This is a genomic window from Flagellimonas rhodophyticola, from assembly GCF_049332665.1.
In the GTDB taxonomy this organism is placed as follows: Bacteria; Bacteroidota; Bacteroidia; order Flavobacteriales; family Flavobacteriaceae; genus Flagellimonas.
Genome location: NZ_CP186326.1, coordinates 3,184,303 through 3,199,645 on the forward strand (window position 1 = coordinate 3,184,303; position 15,343 = coordinate 3,199,645).

Genomic DNA, 15,343 nt, shown 5'->3' on the forward strand with positions numbered 1-15,343 from the left:
ATTGATGAGAACACACTTGTTTATTGTAGCGTTTTTGATGTTCACTATCGGAAATGCCCAAAAAAATATCTATGAAAACCGAAGGTTCGATGAGCTTAGCGCCCATCATGAACTGCTGGCCATAGTCCCTTTTATCACCAATTTGGACCTTAAGAAAAATGTAGATCAAAATGAACTAAAGAACTTAGCCCAAAAAGAAGGTTATGCCGTTCAAAATGCTCTTGAGACCTATTTTTCGAAACGAAAGAAAAGAAAAAAGTTCAATGTTGAATTTCAAAATATTGAAGACACAAATGCAATTCTTGCCCAAAATGGAGTTAGTTACGACAACTTGGACATTTATACCATAAAACAGCTTTGCAAAATCCTTAAAGTAGATGGTATAATCAGTGGTAACTTGAACCTAAATATTTTATTATCTAAGGGTGTGCCCACAAATTTTAGTCTTTTGGACTATTTTAGTGGAGATGCCAACTACGGTAGAATTGGAGTAAAGGTCAGTGATGGAGATTCTGGTAAGCTCCTCTGGAAATACGAAAAAAGTATCACCAAAAAAACCGGGAAAAACACCACTGAAATGATTGACAAGATGATGAAATTGGCTTCCCGTAAATTTCCATACGACAAAGAAAAAAAACAGCGTAAGAACAAAAATTAGCTCTCCGCAAATTCTTTGAGCACACCTATCGTGTAATCTATTTCTTCTTTTGTATTATACATGGAAAAGGAAAATCTTAATGAAGGTTTTTCTAACTCTTCACCGTCTAAAATACCATTGAGAACATGCGACCCCATATTGCTTCCTGACTGACAGGCACTGCCTTTGGAGCATGCGATTCCTTTCATATCTAAATGGAAAAGTAGCATCAACGCCTTTTGCTTGTCAAATGGCAAGCGAACATTGACCAAGGTGTATGTACTTTTATCCATATCTCCGGAAAAGCCATTAAAACGTACTTCTGGTATTTCTTTTACTATTTTTTCTATAAAGTGGCGCTTTAAACCTTTTACAAATTCTATTTCTTCGTCTAAATGTTCATATGATTTAATGAAAGCCTCTTCTAATCCAACAATGTTATGAAAAGGTTCGGTCCCAGCTCTATAACCTCGTTCTTGCGAGCCTCCAAAAATCATGGGTTTCAATCCGGAATTCTTTCTGATAAAGGCAAAACCAATACCCTTTGGACCATGAAATTTATGGGCCGCTGCTGTAAAAAAGTCTATAGCCGTATTTTGTACATCCCAAGGATAATGCCCTACTGACTGTACCGTATCAGAATGGAAAAGTGCACCGTTTTCTTTGCATAGTTCTCCAATTGCTTGGATATCAACAATGTTTCCAATCTCATTGTTCACATGCATCAGACTCACAAGTTTTTTTGAATCATCAGCCTTTAATAATTCCTGAAGATGCTCCATTATTGGATTCCCATTGTCATCCAAATCCACAAATCGCAAAGAGATTTTGTATTCTTTCTCCAATTCCTCAGCCGTATGAAGTACAGCGTGATGTTCTATTTTGGATGTTATTATGGTTTTCACCCCAAGGTCACGAACTGCACAACGCAAAATCATATTGTCTGCTTCTGTTCCTCCGGAGGTAAAAATAATCTCTGACGGATGGGCATTTAAGATTTTGGCAATTGTTTTCCTAGCCTGCTCAACGGCAGTCTTTGCAGACCTGCCAAAGCTATGGGTGGATGAAGGGTTTCCGTAATAAAGGGCAAGCGCTTCTTGCATTTTGGCAATTACCTCTTCCCTCACCTGGGTAGTTGCCGCATTGTCCAAATACACTTTTTGCATGACTTAGCTATCATTTTTCAACGTCCAAAAATAGGCCAAATAAAGTTAATTTCTTTTAAAGTATTGTTTGGTTTACTGTATTAAAATGGAATTCCTTTAAATTTGGCAAATGAGAAAATTTTTCATCCCCTTTCTACTGGTTTGTGCCGCACTATCTTGCAGTGATGGAGACCTTCAAGTAGAGACCATTGACTTTAATGAAGCAACACTACAGTTTTGCTCGGACCCTGTCACTGATTCAAACAACATATTGTTCAAAATTAATACAACGGAATCGCTAATCCTGGATTTACAAAGTGGCGCACTGAATAATGGTGTAGTTGGCGAAACCATAACCACGGAAAGCACAATCCCGGGGCAATCCACGCTCATCTATCGTAATTTTTCAGAAAACGTTACAAGTAGTTATTTCTGTGATGATGTACCACCGGCGACTCCTACCGTGGCACAGGAAATAGAAGCTCAGGATGGCGTTGTAACTATTGTTACGGTGGCAGATTCAGATGGCACCAACTTTGTGCACACCATAGTGTTGAGTGGGGTTTCATTCGTGGCAGAAAACGGTGAACGCATTACGAATTTGACCATAGATGAATTTGGTGAGGTAACAACAGTGGTACCTTAACGGAAATCAATTTCTCTGAAAGATATAGACTTCGGTAGCACCTAGTCCATATTTTTGATAATCCGCATCATACCATTTTAGATTTTCATATCTATTAAAGAGATAGAGCAGTTCAGTCTTGAGCACTCCTTCACCTACCCCATGGATAAAAACTACTTTCTGAATTCGCTTCTTTATCGCAAAATCCAGTTGTCTTTTGGCTGTTTCCAATTGAAGATTAAGAATATCAAAATTACTAAGTCCCTTAGCCGACTTCACGAGTTGGTTTATATGAAGGTCAACTTCTAATTTGGGTGCGTTTCTTTGTTTTGGCTTTTTTCCAACAGCTATCTTTTTTTTCGGCAGCTCCTTTTCAGATTTTATTTTTGAGACCTCAAAATTGGTTACTTGGATTCGTTGACCCGTCAAAACCAATTCTTCAGAAGTATATTTTAATGGAAATCCCTCCTCGGTCATTATGGTAATCTGATTTCCATCAATAGCATCAATAGAGCCTGAAATAGCCTCATCCAACACTTCTACCCTATCACCAATCTTAAATATTTGCACTTGGGAATCCTTTTTATTTTTTTAAGAAAGTTTTATATGAATCGCAAAAATAGTAGTATTTTTCTCGTCGATAACCACTGCCATGAACCCGCAATTTATTCCTTTTTTACTTGACGCAAAAGAGCTGATGCTCCCATGTTTTAGTAAAAGATTGTTTGGAATGGATTGTCCCGGTTGCGGATTGCAACGCTCGGTACTCCTACTTTTTGAAGGGGATTTTTTGGGAGCATTTAAAATGTACCCTGCAATTTACCCCTTGGTACTGTTATTCCTATTTATACTCGTTAACAATTTTGGAAAGTTTAAATTTGGAAATATTACCATAATAGTTCTTGGTATTTTGAGTGCTTCAACCATTTTGATAAACTATTTTTATAAACTCTTACAATAATTCAACTAACATGGAACAAAAAAAATTACCAAATGGCGTACTCAGTATTGTACTGGGAATTTTTGGATTTCTTTGCTGCTGCACAGGGATTTTTGGAGCCATTTCTTCTGGTGTAGGCTTTTTTCTTGCCAGAAAATCTGAAAAAATATACAAGGAAAATCCAGATGAGTATGATAATTATGGACAAATCAAGACAGGGAAAATCATTTCGTTGATTGCGTTGATCTTGAGCTTGTTGATGGTAATCAGATGGATATACATCATTTTTAACGCTGGTGGATTTTCTGAATTTATCGAGGAATTTAAAGCGGCTTATACAGAAGCCATGGAGCAATATAATTAACCATCAAAATTTTCTAAATGGAAAACAATTCGAACATGCCACCAAAACCAAATAATCACTTGGTTTTGGCTATATTAAGTACTGTTTTTTGTTGTTTAGCAACAGGAATAGCTAGTATCATTTACGCATCTAAGGTAAACGAGGCATATGCTCGTGGAGAATATGAAGAAGCACAAATAGCATCTAAGAATGCTAAAATGTGGGCACTTATTGGAGCTGGAATAGCCCTAGTTGTGTGGATTGTATACATAGCAATTTTTGGATTTGCATTTTTGGGCGCCATGGCCAATGGAGGCAACTACTAAGAAAAAGTACTTGGTAATAATATTGGGGGTATTGTCATTTTTGGCAATACTCCTTTATTTTTCATTCAATCCAGAAAATGGATTACTTTTCCCTAAGTGTCCGTTTTACAATTATGCAGGTATTTATTGCTCCGGTTGCGGAACTCAAAGGGCCATTCATGATTTATTGCATCTTCGATTTTTAGAGGCGTTTAGCCATAATGTATTGCTGTTCCCTTCTGTTTTTGTCATTCTACAACATCTAACTGTAAAATCTGGAATCGTCAAAGGACGTAGTCTTTTAAGCTATAGGTATACCCCTATGGTGATTTTGATAATAGTGCTGTTATTCATGCTACTAAGGAATCTTAGGTTTTATCCTTTTGAGTATTTGGCACCTTAATTGGCTACTTCGCTAATAAATTTTAGCCGATAGAGCCGGAGTTCTTCGTCCTCATAATCTCCATCAAATTCATCAATAGCTTCGTCTATAGAGTCCGTTTCTGCTTCTAAAAAGTAATCATGAATTTCCTCTTGTTGATCTTCATCAAGAATTTCATCTATCCAATAGGCTATGTTGAGTTTTGTACCACTGAATACGATTTGTTCCATTTCTTTGATCAAAGCTGAAAGCTCCAATCCTTTTGCAGAGGCAATATCATCTAAAGGCAATTTCCTATCTATATTCTGGATAACGTAAAGTTTTAATCCAGAGTTGGCACCAGTACTTTTAACCACTAGGTCATCTGGTCGTACCACATCATTTTCTTCTACATATTTGGCGATTAGGTCTACAAACGGTTTTCCATACTTTTTGGCCTTCCCTTCTCCAACACCATGTATATTTAGAAGTTCCTCAATTGTGATAGGGTATTTTAACGCCATATCATCCAAAGAAGGGTCCTGAAAAACAACAAAGGGTGGAACCTCCATCTTTTGGGCTTCCCGCTTGCGAAGGTCACGCAACAACTTCAACAAATTATCATCAGCACCTCCTCCGCGTGATTTAGCAGCGGTGACAATGGCATCATCATTCTCTTTGCTATATACATGATCTTTGGTCATTAAAAACGAAACTGGGTTTTCCAAAAACGCTTTTCCAACTTCCGTTACATGCAATATTCCATATTGTTCAATCTCTTTTTTAAGTAATCCTGCTACCAAAACCTGACGAGTTAAAGCCATCCAGTAGGCCTCATCTTTTTCTGATCCAATACCGAAGAATTCTTTTTCATTGGTTTTATGAGATGAAATCATAGCATTCACCTGCCCTACCAATACTTTTACAATCTCTTTGGTCTTAAATTTTTCTTTGGTATCTCGAACCACACTCAAAAGTTTTACAACTTGTTCTTGAGCCTCTTCCTTTTGTTTGGGGTTCTTGGTATTATCATCCATGTCGGCTCCTTCTCCATTCTCGGCATCAAACTCCTCTCCGAAATAATGTAGAATGAATTTCCTTCTGGATATTGAAGTTTCGGCATAGGCAACAATTTCTTGAAGCAATGCATTTCCTATTTCTAGTTCGGCCACAGGCTTGCCCGACATAAACTTCTCCAGCTTTTCAACATCTTTATAGGAATAAAAGGCCAAACAATGCCCTTCTCCCCCATCTCTTCCGGCTCGACCTGTTTCTTGATAGTAGCTTTCTATACTTTTAGGAATATCATGATGAATTACGAATCGGACATCCGGCTTATCTATCCCCATTCCAAAAGCGATTGTAGCCACAACAACATCGACCTCTTCCATTAAAAACATGTCCTGGTATTTGGAACGCGTCTTTGCATCAAATCCGGCATGGTACGGAACCGCACTTATTCCATTTACCTGTAGCACCTGAGCGAGCTCTTCTACACGTTTACGGCTAAGGCAATATATGATGCCCGATTTACCCAAATTTTGTTTGATAAATCGGATAATATCGGCATCAACATTTTGGGTTTTGGGCCGTACTTCATAAAAAAGATTAGGCCTGTTAAATGATGCCTTAAAGACCTTTGCCCCTGACATTCCCAGGTTTTTGATAATATCTTCTTGTACTTTTGGAGTGGCCGTCGCGGTAAGTCCGATAATTGGAATATTGTCTCCCAATCTATTGATAATGCTTTTAAGGTTTCGGTATTCTGGTCTAAAATCGTGCCCCCATTCCGAAATACAATGCGCTTCATCTACCGCGACAAAGGAAAGTGTCACTCCTTTTAGAAAATCAACATTTTCTTCTTTGGTCAAAGATTCCGGGGCCACGTACAGTAATTTTGTAACACCGTTTGTAATATCTTCTTTTACTTGCTTGACTTCAGTTTTAGTGAGTGATGAATTCAATACGTGTGCTACACCATGATGTTCCGAAACTCCGCGTATGGCGTCTACTTGATTCTTCATGAGCGCAATCAAAGGTGATACCACAATTGCTGTACCTTCTTTCATGATTGCTGGCAACTGGTAACATAAAGATTTCCCACCTCCAGTGGGCATTATAACAAACGTATCGTTGTCGGCAAGTACATTATGAATTACTTTTTCTTGAAGCCCCTTAAACTGAGAAAAACCAAAGTATTTTTTAAGTGAGGAGTGCAAATCGGTGTTCGTCAAACCCATTTCCGTTTTTTCATTTTAACCTGGCAACCCAAGTAGAAGGTTGCGAAATTTTTAAATTTGAATATCCATTTTATGGAAAATGCTTTCTAACTTCCATAAATGGTTTGTAAGAGATAGTTTGTTTAGTTTTGTAAACTTAAATATAAGACATTCTTTTAGGAATACAACTTAGATAATCCATTAATTACGTTGAGCAATACCCAATCTATTCTATCCATTGCAAAAAGGACCTTGGAAACTGAAAGCAAGGCCATTGAAAATCTAATTGACCAGCTCGATGACCAGTTTGCCGAGGCTGTTCAGTACATTTTAGCATCCAAAGGTCGAGTTGTGGTATCTGGAGTTGGAAAAAGTGCAATAATAGCCTCAAAAATTGTGGCAACATTGAATTCCACAGGAACTCCCGCTGTTTTTATGCATGCTGCGGATGCAATTCATGGTGATCTTGGTACTGTGCAAGAAGATGATGTGGTGGTCTGCATTTCAAAGAGTGGAAATACCCCTGAAATCAAAGCACTCTTGCCTTTAATAAAAATTGGGAAGAACAAGCTAATCGGAATGACAGGAAGTATGGATTCCATATTGGCAAAACAAGCTGATTATGTTTTAAGTACTTATGTTGAAAAAGAGGCCTGTCCAAATAATTTGGCTCCGACAACAAGTACTTCCGCTCAAATGGCTATGGGAGATGCCTTGGCTATTTGCCTTTTGGAACTCAGGGGATTCAGCAGTGCTGACTTTGCAAAATACCACCCAGGTGGTTCGTTGGGTAAAAAATTATACCTGAGAGTTGAAGATATCGTAGTCAACAATCAAAAACCCCAGGTGGCAATAGATTCTGGAGTAAAGGATGTTATTGTTGAAATTTCAGAAAAAATGCTCGGTGTAACCGCAGTCATAGAAAATAACAAAGTAGTAGGAATAGTAACAGATGGTGACATTCGAAGAATGTTGAGCAAATATGATAACATTGGCGATCTAACTGCTAAGGATATCATGACCGAAAACCCAAAATCTGTAACTACTGATACTTTGGCTGTAAAAGCACTTAAAATATTGCAGGACAATGGCATAACCCAGCTTTTGGCTTTCGATAACGATTCATATGCAGGAGTTGTCCATATTCATAACCTTATAAACGAGGGTATTTTATAATGGCAAAAACGATTGACAACAACCCTAACGAAATGTCCTTTTTGGACCATTTGGAAGAGCTTCGATGGCATCTGATTAGATCAATAATTGCGATAGTCATAGTCGCCTGCGCGGCTTTTGTGATGAAGGACTTCATTTTTGATACAATCCTTTTTGGCCCCAAAAGGATGGATTTTCCGACCTATCGTTTCTTTTGTAAAATAGCTACTTTCTTTGGCGTCGATTCTGAATTTTGTGCCGATTCCCTACCTTTTACCTTACAAAATAGAACCATGGCCGGGCAATTCTCTGCCCATATTTGGACATCCATTTGGGCCGGATTCATTGTCGCATTTCCTTATGTTTTATGGGAATTATGGAAATTTATTAGCCCTGGTCTACATGAAAAAGAACGAAAACACTCAAGAGGTTTTATTGTTGCTGCCTCATCACTTTTCTTTTTGGGAGTGCTTTTTGGTTATTATGTAGTTGCCCCATTGTCCATTAATTTTTTGGGCACTTATCAAGTGAGTAAGGAAGTCCTCAATGAAATTGACATCGGTTCGTTTATAGCTAACGTTAGAACTTCAGTGATTGCTTGTGGAATCATGTTTGAATTACCTATTATCATTTACTTCTTGACCAAAGTAGGTTTGGTAACACCTGAAATTTTAAAGAAGTACAGAAAAATAGCATTGGTAATCGTTTTGATTTTGTGTGCGGTTATTACCCCACCTGATGTGACGAGTCAAATTCTAGTGGCAATCCCTGTATTGATATTGTACCAAGCCAGTATTTACATTTCTAAAATTGTAGTGAAAAGAGAAGCCAAAAAAGAGAAGAAAAATGCCAAATAAAGTAGAAGAGTTCAATACCTATCGTGCCAAAATGAACGACAAATTATTGGCCGAAAATAACAAGCTCATCAAGCGTATTTTTAATCTCGACACCAATGCCTTTATGGAAGGTGCTCTTGATGTCAAGACCAAAGAATTACTAGGTCTGGTAGCATCAGCAGTAATGCGATGTGATGACTGTGTAAAATATCACTTGGAAAGCTCAAAGGAACAAGGAGCAACCAAAGAACAAGTCATGGAGACTTTAAGTATTGCCACCCTGATAGGAGGAACAATTGTAATTCCTCACCTGCGCAGAGCTTTTGAGTACTGGGAAGCTTTGGAAGAAAATGAGGCATAAAAAAATCCCAAAGTCAATGACCCAAATTGAGAATATCCGTAGTTTTGGCGAATTCATATGAAGCTTAGAGCTGAAAATATAATGAAGGCCTATAGGGGCCGAAAGGTTGTAAAGGGCATTTCCCTCGAGGTAAACCAAGGAGAAATTGTTGGATTGCTAGGACCCAATGGTGCAGGTAAAACCACTTCTTTTTACATGATTGTGGGCTTAATCAAACCTAATGGTGGCCAGATTTTTCTGAATGACATGGAGATTACAACATTTCCCATGTACAAAAGAGCTCAAAATGGAATTGGATATTTGGCCCAGGAAGCTTCCGTTTTCAGAAAACTCAGTATTGAGAAGAACATTTTAAGTGTGTTACAGCTCACCAACTTGAGCAAAAAAGAACAGCACATGAAAATGGAATCCTTGATTGATGAGTTTGGTCTCGGACATATTCGAAAAAACAGGGGAGATCTATTATCAGGTGGAGAACGCCGTAGAACTGAAATTGCACGTGCCTTGGCCACTGACCCTAAATTCATTTTGTTAGATGAACCTTTTGCCGGAGTGGACCCCGTAGCAGTGGAAGATATTCAGCGTATTGTCGCTCAACTCAAAAACAAGAACATCGGTATACTGATTACCGACCACAATGTTCAAGAAACTCTGGCCATCACCGAACGTTCTTACCTAATGTTCGAAGGAGGAATTCTTAAAGCTGGCGTTCCTGAAGAATTAGCACAAGATGAAATGGTTCGAAAAGTATACTTGGGTCAAAACTTTGAACTCCGAAAAAAGAAATTGGACTTCTAGTCCTTTTTAGTGTCAGAAGTAAGCAGTGAACTTACGATATACAGCAACACAATAAGTGGCAAGGCCAAAAATTGGAGGGTACTCAAAAGAACTACACTGCCAATTAAAAAAAGATAGCGAACCGCATTGTCTTTAAAACTCCAGTTATCAAATTTCAAAGCAAAAAGTTCAATTTTGGAATTAAGCAGATACGCACTCAAAATTGTCATTCCGATTAAAAACCACTCGTTCAAAATTAGAGAGTTCAAAGCGTCATTTTGATGAAACAATAAAATCAGAGGCAAGGATAAAATCAAAAGAGCGTTTGCTGGTGTTGGAAGTCCTTTAAAGGATGAAACTTGGTTTTCGTCCACATTAAATTTGGCCAAACGATATGCCGAAGCCAGAGTAATCACAAATCCAAAAAACGGAAGCGCGGTCATATCGGTTTCATGACCGAAAAAACCTAAATTCCAACCTCCAGATTCCGACATATTCAATAATTGAAACATTACAATCCCCGGTACCAGTCCGCTAGTAACCATATCAGCCAAAGAATCAAGCTGAACACCTATTTCGCTTTTCACCTTCAGTAAGCGCGCAGCAAATCCATCCAAAAAATCAAAAAATATTCCGATACACACAAAAAGTGCGGCCAGTTCCAATTTGTTCAATACAGCAAATACGACTGCAATGCATCCACTAAAAAGATTTAAAAGGGTAATAAAATTCGGAATATGTCGCTTCATGCGTTCAGGTTTTGGTAAAAATAAGCGAAAAAACAAAGTGTTTTATTTTCATCCTTCATCATGTGCGATTTATTCTGATATTTGCCCAGATAAAATCAAAAATGAGGTATAGGGTTTTCTTTTGCGTTCTGCTCCTTGCGTTTGCTCAACAAGCTATATCGCAAACTCCACAGCTTAGCGAAAAATCCCAAATAAGTTTCCTTACCTGTGCCAGGGGTGATAATTTACTTACTGCCTTCGGCCACAGCTCCTTTCGTGTTCAAGACTCCACGTTGGGCATTGACGTTGTTTATAATTATGGCACTTATGACTTCAACAGGCCCAATTTCATCTTGAATTTTGTTAAGGGTAGGCTGATTTATTCATTGTCAAGAAGCAGGTTCGACAGATTTCTTTTTGCCTACGAAATGGAAAGAAGGTGGGTAAAAGAACAAATCCTGAATTTAAACTTGGAGGAGAAAAACAAGTTATTTGCTTTTTTAGAGCATAACTATTTGCCTCAAAATAGGGATTATCTATACGACCCATTGCTTAATAATTGCTCTAGCATCGCCGGAGATATATTAAAACAGCAGTTTGGTGATGAGATTGTTTTTGACGGTTCGTACTTGGACAAACAATATACTTTCAGGGAATTGGTACGCCAAAACTTGAAAACCAATTCTTGGTCATCTTTTGGGATTGATGTCGCCTTTGGGTCAGTGGTTGATAGAAAGGCAACAGTAAAAGAGCATACATTTCTGCCGTATTATGCCATGCGACAATTGAACCATACTACCAAAAATGGGAAACCTTTGGTACAAAGGGAACGGACAATATTGGATTATGAAGAGTTTGATGTGAACAGTTTTTTTCCTCTTTCCCCACTATTTTGGTTCACACTACTGTTTTTGTTCACTGCCACAATTACCTATCTGGATTATAAACATGGCTCGCGAAGCAGGTGGTTGGATTTTTCCCTCTTTTTTATCACTGGTTTTATTGGGGTTGTACTAGCACTGATTTGGTTTGGGGCCGATCACACCTCAACACCCAACAATTTTAACCTCTTGTGGGCTTTTCCGTTCAATTTTGCAATCGCCTTCATTTATATATTCCAAAGTAAGTTGCCCGATTGGTTCACTAAATACCTTTGGATAGCTATCGGCCTGCTCTTGTTGACATTGATAGTATGGATTTTCAATATTCAAAGCTTTTCCCCACTTTTGATACTCCTATTGCTTACGTTGGCCCTTAGATATGTTTTTTTACTAAAATTTGCCAAGGTCTAGACCTGGGTAGTAACTTGTCCCTATGAATCTGTTGACCGTTGAAAACATCTCAAAATCGTACGGAGAGCTGGTACTTTTTTCCAATATCTCTTTTGGAATCAATAAGGACCAAAAGATAGCTCTTGTTGCTAAAAACGGTAGTGGAAAAACCTCTATTCTTAACATTATTTCGGGTAAAGACACCTCTGAAACAGGTCAAATAACCAGTCGCAAAGGCATTCAAATTGCCTTTTTGGAACAAGAACCCAACTTGAACCCAAATTTGACGGTGGAGGAGACTATTTTCAGTTCAGAAAATGCCATTTTAAAAGTTATCTCCGATTACGAAAAAGCGGTTCTAAATCCAGATGAATCGGAGCAATACCAAAAGGCATTTGAAGCTATGGAACGCCACAATGCCTGGGATTTTGAAACACAGTACAAACAAATCCTGTTCAAACTACATCTGGATCAATTGGATTTGAAAGTGGGCAAGCTTTCTGGCGGACAAAAAAAACGGTTGGCATTGGCCAATGCCTTATTGAACAAACCCGACTTGCTCATTTTGGATGAGCCGACCAACCATTTGGACCTTGAAATGATAGAATGGCTCGAAGCCTACTTTGCCAAAGAAAACATTACACTTTTCATGGTCACCCACGATCGTTATTTTCTAGAAAGGGTTTGTAATGAGATTATTGAACTCGACAATAACCAATTATATAGCTACAAGGGCAACTATTCATATTATCTAAGGGAAAAGGACGCCAGAATGGAGCGTGAGGAAGTGGAACAACATAAATCCAAACTTCTTTTTAAAAAGGAATTGGATTGGATGCGAAGACAACCCAAGGCCAGAACAACCAAATCCAAGTCTCGAATCGATGATTTCAATGAAATCAAGAAAAAGGCGCATCAAAGAAGGTCTGATCATCAGATTCAACTCGAATTGAACATGGAACGTTTGGGGAGTAAAATTTTAGAACTTCACAACGTTTCAAAATCTTATGGGGATAAAATAATTTTAGAAAAATTCGATTACAACTTCACCAAAGGTGAGCGTGCAGGTATTATAGGGCAAAACGGCACTGGAAAGTCTACCTTTCTTAATATCATCACACAAAAAGAATCTATAGATGGCGGTAAAGTAGTTATAGGGGACACTTTAAAGTTTGGATATTATACCCAAAAAGGAATCCCGGTTAAAGAAGGGCAAAAGGTTATTGAGGTCATTCGGGAATATGGCGATTACATTCCATTGAAAAAGGGAAAGCAAATATCTGCCCAACAACTGTTGGAACGATTTCTATTTGACCGAAAAAAGCAGTACGATTTTGTAGAAAAACTAAGCGGAGGAGAGCGAAAACGACTGTATTTGTGCACGGTTCTTATCCAGAATCCCAATTTTCTGATATTGGATGAGCCAACAAACGATCTCGATATTGTCACTTTAAATGTTTTGGAAAGTTTTTTACTTGATTTTCCTGGATGCTTAATAGTAGTGTCCCACGATCGTTATTTTATGGACAAAATTGTGGATCACCTATTTGTTTTTAAAGGAAATGGAGTAGTTGACAACTTTCCGGGAAATTATTCCGATTATCGTGCATATGAGGATAGCAGGGTAATTGCCGAACGTGAAGCCAAAAGCAACTCGGAAAAAGTTGTAAAAAGCAATTGGAAAGAAAAAGACGATTCTAGAAAGTTGTCCTATGCAGAACAAAAGGAACATAACAAGCTTGAGAAGGAAATACAAAAATTAGAGCAGCAGAAAGAAGCGCTCCAAAACAAATTCACCGATGCCGATCTATCCGGGGAAGAAATCAACCAATTATCCATTGAACTCAAAGAGATTTCCAACACCTTGGAAGAAAAGACGGAACGTTGGTTTGAATTATCGGCTATATTGGAAGGTTAACAAAATGTCCGCGTCAAGACTTTAGGAGTATTTCATGTTCTTCAAATTAAAATCATATTTCAATTTTCTTTTAAAATCTACCAATCAACATGGGGTGCACTCCCCGTTTGTGTTTTCTTTTGTCACCAAATGCCTTTACACCAAGAAAAGATTACATGCACAAAAAACCATCAACGTACTCCTAAAAAGCATCGATTATTTTGATTTTAGGCACCTCCAGATTTATGACAATCCTAAATTGAAAAGCACCATCTTAAACAGTTATCCCAAATTGAAATTCAATGAGCAGACAACGGATCTATTATTCATAAATGACTTAGATCAAAATGCCGTCCGTCATGTTCTTTCAATCAAAACGCTGCATAACAACAGTATGTTACTTGTGGATGGCATCCATTCCAACCAAGAAAAAGAGAACATATGGAAACGCTTGATTCGTATTCCCAACATAACGGTTAGCCTTGATATGTATCACTGTGGAGTACTTTTTTTACGTAAAGAACAAGAAAAAGAACATTTTACCATCCGGATTTAAAAAGGTAATTTTAGACAAAGAATTCGTGTATGCAAGGCAATGTAATCTATTATCTTCTCGGGATTTTGGCCATTATTTACTTGGCAGTACTTTTCAAGAACAAGCGAGGCAGACGGGAACGAAAGTCCCGAAAATTTATGGATGGCAAAAGAAAACATGAAAATAACCAATGATCAGTGCGTATCTGCAATTGCCAATTCACAAGTTGATTCCTAGAGAAGTATGAAAATCTACACCAAAACAGGGGATAAAGGGACCACGGCATTATTTACGGGAAAGAGAGTCGCCAAACACCACATCCGTATAGAAAGCTATGGTACTATTGATGAGCTCAACTCTTTTTTAGGTTTAATACGAGACCAAGAGATAGATGAGCACTCAAAAGAGACATTGGCTCTTATCCAAAACAAATTGTTCACCGTGGGTGCTATTTTAGCTACTGAACCAAAAAAAGAAAATCGATTAAAGATTCCCAGAATTTCTGATGATGACATTACTTTGTTGGAGAACGAAATGGACCAAATGAATGAAGAACTCCCCGAAATGACCCATTTTATTCTTCCAGGTGGACACACCACAGTGTCATACTGTCATATTGCCCGAACTGTTTGTCGCAGAGCAGAACGCATGGCATCATACCTCAACGAAAATGAGCCCCTGCCAAACAATCTACTTTCCTATATAAATAGACTTTCCGACTACCTTTTTGTATTGGCACGAAAGTTGTCAAAGGATTTGCGGGCCCAAGAAGTGAAATGGATTCCTGAAAAATTAGACTAATAAATTGCTTTTTTCTGCGTTACAGAGTAACATGCAGAAAATATTTTTCAAATAATTCCGATTTTGCTTGACAAATTGGGTTTAAAAATTATTTTTGCAAAAAATTTAAAATCAAACCGTTACTATGTACTGGACATTAGAATTAGCTTCATATTTAAGTGATGCGCCTTGGCCAGCCACCAAAGACGAATTAATAGATTATGCCATCCGTACTGGAGCTCCTTTGGAAGTTGTAGAAAATTTACAATCCATGGAAGAGGAAGGTGGCGAAATTTACGAGTCCATCGAGGAAATATGGCCCGACTATCCCACCGAGGAAGATTACCTCTGGAATGAGGACGAGTATTAGATATACAAAAACACAAACACTTATTAAAAGTCTCATTTGAGGCTTTTTTTTATGTAAT

At 38.0% G+C, this 15,343-nt stretch carries 19 protein-coding genes; 15 read left to right on the forward strand and 4 right to left on the reverse strand.

From position 1 onward, the window contains the following. Positions 1-4: 4 nt before the first annotated feature. Entirely contained in the window at positions 5-658 is a 654-nt protein-coding gene (locus ACOKFG_RS14255; RefSeq protein ID WP_298790725.1) for a hypothetical protein, read from the forward strand. Here ACOKFG_RS14255 and ACOKFG_RS14260 read toward each other — a convergent pair. Continuing rightward, the gene (locus ACOKFG_RS14260; RefSeq protein ID WP_298790727.1) at positions 655-1,803 is read right to left on the reverse strand and encodes a cysteine desulfurase family protein; all 1,149 of its coding nucleotides are present in this window, start codon (positions 1,801-1,803) and stop codon (positions 655-657) included. The genes ACOKFG_RS14255 and ACOKFG_RS14260 overlap by 4 nt on opposite strands. A 109-nt stretch (positions 1,804-1,912) precedes the next feature. Between ACOKFG_RS14260 and ACOKFG_RS14265 the strand changes: the two genes are divergently transcribed. Further along, entirely contained in the window at positions 1,913-2,428 is a 516-nt protein-coding gene (locus tag ACOKFG_RS14265; RefSeq protein ID WP_298790730.1) for a hypothetical protein, read from the forward strand. A gap of 6 nt (positions 2,429-2,434) precedes the next feature. Here ACOKFG_RS14265 and ACOKFG_RS14270 read toward each other — a convergent pair whose 3' ends face one another. Then, the gene (locus tag ACOKFG_RS14270; protein WP_298790731.1) at positions 2,435-2,977 is read right to left on the reverse strand and encodes a Smr/MutS family protein; all 543 of its coding nucleotides are present in this window, start codon (positions 2,975-2,977) and stop codon (positions 2,435-2,437) included. A 127-nt stretch (positions 2,978-3,104) separates the two neighbouring features. On the opposite strand from ACOKFG_RS14270, the gene ACOKFG_RS14275 reads away from it, so the two are divergent. The 4 genes from ACOKFG_RS14275 to ACOKFG_RS14290 are packed head-to-tail and all read left to right on the forward strand — an operon-like array spanning position 3,105 to position 4,398. Beyond that, the gene (locus tag ACOKFG_RS14275; protein WP_313819523.1) at positions 3,105-3,368 is read left to right on the forward strand and encodes a DUF2752 domain-containing protein; all 264 of its coding nucleotides are present in this window, start codon (positions 3,105-3,107) and stop codon (positions 3,366-3,368) included. A gap of 10 nt (positions 3,369-3,378) precedes the next feature. Further along, positions 3,379-3,711 (forward strand): CCC motif membrane protein, encoded by a 333-nt coding sequence (locus tag ACOKFG_RS14280; protein ID WP_422861495.1) that lies wholly within the window; start codon positions 3,379-3,381, stop codon positions 3,709-3,711. A 17-nt stretch (positions 3,712-3,728) separates the two neighbouring features. Then, the gene (locus ACOKFG_RS14285) at positions 3,729-4,016 is read left to right on the forward strand and encodes a CD225/dispanin family protein (RefSeq protein ID WP_298790735.1); all 288 of its coding nucleotides are present in this window, start codon (positions 3,729-3,731) and stop codon (positions 4,014-4,016) included. Next, positions 4,000-4,398, forward strand: a complete 399-nt coding sequence (locus tag ACOKFG_RS14290) for a DUF2752 domain-containing protein (protein ID WP_422861496.1) — start codon at positions 4,000-4,002, stop codon at positions 4,396-4,398. The genes ACOKFG_RS14285 and ACOKFG_RS14290 overlap by 17 nt, the downstream gene beginning before the upstream one ends. Here ACOKFG_RS14290 and recQ read toward each other — a convergent pair. After that, the gene (gene recQ, locus ACOKFG_RS14295) at positions 4,395-6,596 is read right to left on the reverse strand and encodes a DNA helicase RecQ (protein WP_298790737.1); all 2,202 of its coding nucleotides are present in this window, start codon (positions 6,594-6,596) and stop codon (positions 4,395-4,397) included. The genes ACOKFG_RS14290 and recQ overlap by 4 nt on opposite strands. 189 nt (positions 6,597-6,785) lie before the next feature. Between recQ and ACOKFG_RS14300 the strand changes: the two genes are divergently transcribed. Genes ACOKFG_RS14300 through lptB form a run of 4 tightly spaced genes read left to right on the forward strand, consistent with a single transcriptional unit; the run spans position 6,786 to position 9,725 of the window. Further along, a complete protein-coding gene (locus ACOKFG_RS14300; protein WP_298790739.1) occupies positions 6,786-7,751 on the forward strand; it encodes a KpsF/GutQ family sugar-phosphate isomerase in 966 nt (321 codons plus the stop codon). Continuing rightward, a complete protein-coding gene (tatC, locus tag ACOKFG_RS14305) occupies positions 7,751-8,587 on the forward strand; it encodes a twin-arginine translocase subunit TatC (protein WP_298790741.1) in 837 nt (278 codons plus the stop codon). The genes ACOKFG_RS14300 and tatC overlap by 1 nt, the downstream gene beginning before the upstream one ends. Next, positions 8,577-8,927 (forward strand): carboxymuconolactone decarboxylase family protein, encoded by a 351-nt coding sequence (locus ACOKFG_RS14310; protein ID WP_298790744.1) that lies wholly within the window; start codon positions 8,577-8,579, stop codon positions 8,925-8,927. Before tatC ends, ACOKFG_RS14310 begins: the two co-directional genes overlap by 11 nt. A gap of 57 nt (positions 8,928-8,984) precedes the next feature. Further along, on the forward strand, positions 8,985-9,725 hold the full coding sequence (gene lptB, locus ACOKFG_RS14315; RefSeq protein ID WP_298790746.1) for an LPS export ABC transporter ATP-binding protein: 741 nt from the start codon (positions 8,985-8,987) through the stop codon (positions 9,723-9,725). On the opposite strand, the gene ACOKFG_RS14320 is transcribed toward lptB, so the two are convergent. Continuing rightward, entirely contained in the window at positions 9,722-10,453 is a 732-nt protein-coding gene (locus ACOKFG_RS14320; protein ID WP_298790748.1) for a CDP-alcohol phosphatidyltransferase family protein, read from the reverse strand. The two genes, lptB and ACOKFG_RS14320, sit on opposite strands and share 4 nt — an antisense overlap. A 101-nt stretch (positions 10,454-10,554) precedes the next feature. Here ACOKFG_RS14320 and ACOKFG_RS14325 point away from each other — a divergent pair, with 101 nt between their 5' ends. The 5 genes from ACOKFG_RS14325 to ACOKFG_RS14345 all read left to right on the forward strand — a co-directional run bounded on the left by ACOKFG_RS14325 (position 10,555) and on the right by ACOKFG_RS14345 (position 15,285). After that, positions 10,555-11,724 (forward strand): DUF4105 domain-containing protein, encoded by a 1,170-nt coding sequence (locus ACOKFG_RS14325; RefSeq protein ID WP_298790750.1) that lies wholly within the window; start codon positions 10,555-10,557, stop codon positions 11,722-11,724. 22 nt (positions 11,725-11,746) lie between these two features. Next, positions 11,747-13,621, forward strand: a complete 1,875-nt coding sequence (locus tag ACOKFG_RS14330) for an ABC-F family ATP-binding cassette domain-containing protein (protein WP_299485969.1) — start codon at positions 11,747-11,749, stop codon at positions 13,619-13,621. A 34-nt stretch (positions 13,622-13,655) separates the two neighbouring features. After that, on the forward strand, positions 13,656-14,156 hold the full coding sequence (locus tag ACOKFG_RS14335; protein WP_422861497.1) for a hypothetical protein: 501 nt from the start codon (positions 13,656-13,658) through the stop codon (positions 14,154-14,156). Between the two features lie 222 nt (positions 14,157-14,378). Then, positions 14,379-14,936: a cob(I)yrinic acid a,c-diamide adenosyltransferase gene (locus ACOKFG_RS14340; RefSeq protein WP_299485973.1), complete on the forward strand. Its 558-nt coding sequence runs from the start codon at positions 14,379-14,381 to the stop codon at positions 14,934-14,936. Positions 14,937-15,060: 124 nt separating this feature from the next. After that, entirely contained in the window at positions 15,061-15,285 is a 225-nt protein-coding gene (locus ACOKFG_RS14345) for a DUF2795 domain-containing protein (RefSeq protein ID WP_013551418.1), read from the forward strand. The last annotated feature ends 58 nt before the right edge of the window (positions 15,286-15,343 follow it).

Bases quoted from the DNA above. Each gene is read 5' to 3' on its own strand.
- tatC (WP_298790741.1), top strand. From the start codon at position 7,751: ATGGCAAAAACGATTGACAACAACCCTAACGAAATGTCCTTTTTGGAC.
- ACOKFG_RS14290 (WP_422861496.1), top strand. From the start codon at position 4,000: ATGGAGGCAACTACTAAGAAAAAGTACTTGGTAATAATATTGGGGGTA.
- ACOKFG_RS14330 (WP_299485969.1), top strand. From the start codon at position 11,747: ATGAATCTGTTGACCGTTGAAAACATCTCAAAATCGTACGGAGAGCTG.
- recQ (WP_298790737.1), bottom strand. From the start codon at position 6,596: ATGGGTTTGACGAACACCGATTTGCACTCCTCACTTAAAAAATACTTT.
- ACOKFG_RS14340 (WP_299485973.1), top strand. From the start codon at position 14,379: ATGAAAATCTACACCAAAACAGGGGATAAAGGGACCACGGCATTATTT.
- ACOKFG_RS14345 (WP_013551418.1), top strand. From the start codon at position 15,061: ATGTACTGGACATTAGAATTAGCTTCATATTTAAGTGATGCGCCTTGG.
- ACOKFG_RS14275 (WP_313819523.1), top strand. From the start codon at position 3,105: ATGCTCCCATGTTTTAGTAAAAGATTGTTTGGAATGGATTGTCCCGGT.
- ACOKFG_RS14335 (WP_422861497.1), top strand. From the start codon at position 13,656: ATGTTCTTCAAATTAAAATCATATTTCAATTTTCTTTTAAAATCTACC.
- ACOKFG_RS14265 (WP_298790730.1), top strand. From the start codon at position 1,913: ATGAGAAAATTTTTCATCCCCTTTCTACTGGTTTGTGCCGCACTATCT.
- ACOKFG_RS14310 (WP_298790744.1), top strand. From the start codon at position 8,577: ATGCCAAATAAAGTAGAAGAGTTCAATACCTATCGTGCCAAAATGAAC.
- ACOKFG_RS14285 (WP_298790735.1), top strand. From the start codon at position 3,729: ATGGAAAACAATTCGAACATGCCACCAAAACCAAATAATCACTTGGTT.
- lptB (WP_298790746.1), top strand. From the start codon at position 8,985: ATGAAGCTTAGAGCTGAAAATATAATGAAGGCCTATAGGGGCCGAAAG.
- ACOKFG_RS14260 (WP_298790727.1), bottom strand. From the start codon at position 1,803: ATGCAAAAAGTGTATTTGGACAATGCGGCAACTACCCAGGTGAGGGAA.
- ACOKFG_RS14325 (WP_298790750.1), top strand. From the start codon at position 10,555: ATGAGGTATAGGGTTTTCTTTTGCGTTCTGCTCCTTGCGTTTGCTCAA.
- ACOKFG_RS14280 (WP_422861495.1), top strand. From the start codon at position 3,379: ATGGAACAAAAAAAATTACCAAATGGCGTACTCAGTATTGTACTGGGA.
- ACOKFG_RS14320 (WP_298790748.1), bottom strand. From the start codon at position 10,453: ATGAAGCGACATATTCCGAATTTTATTACCCTTTTAAATCTTTTTAGT.
- ACOKFG_RS14255 (WP_298790725.1), top strand. From the start codon at position 5: ATGAGAACACACTTGTTTATTGTAGCGTTTTTGATGTTCACTATCGGA.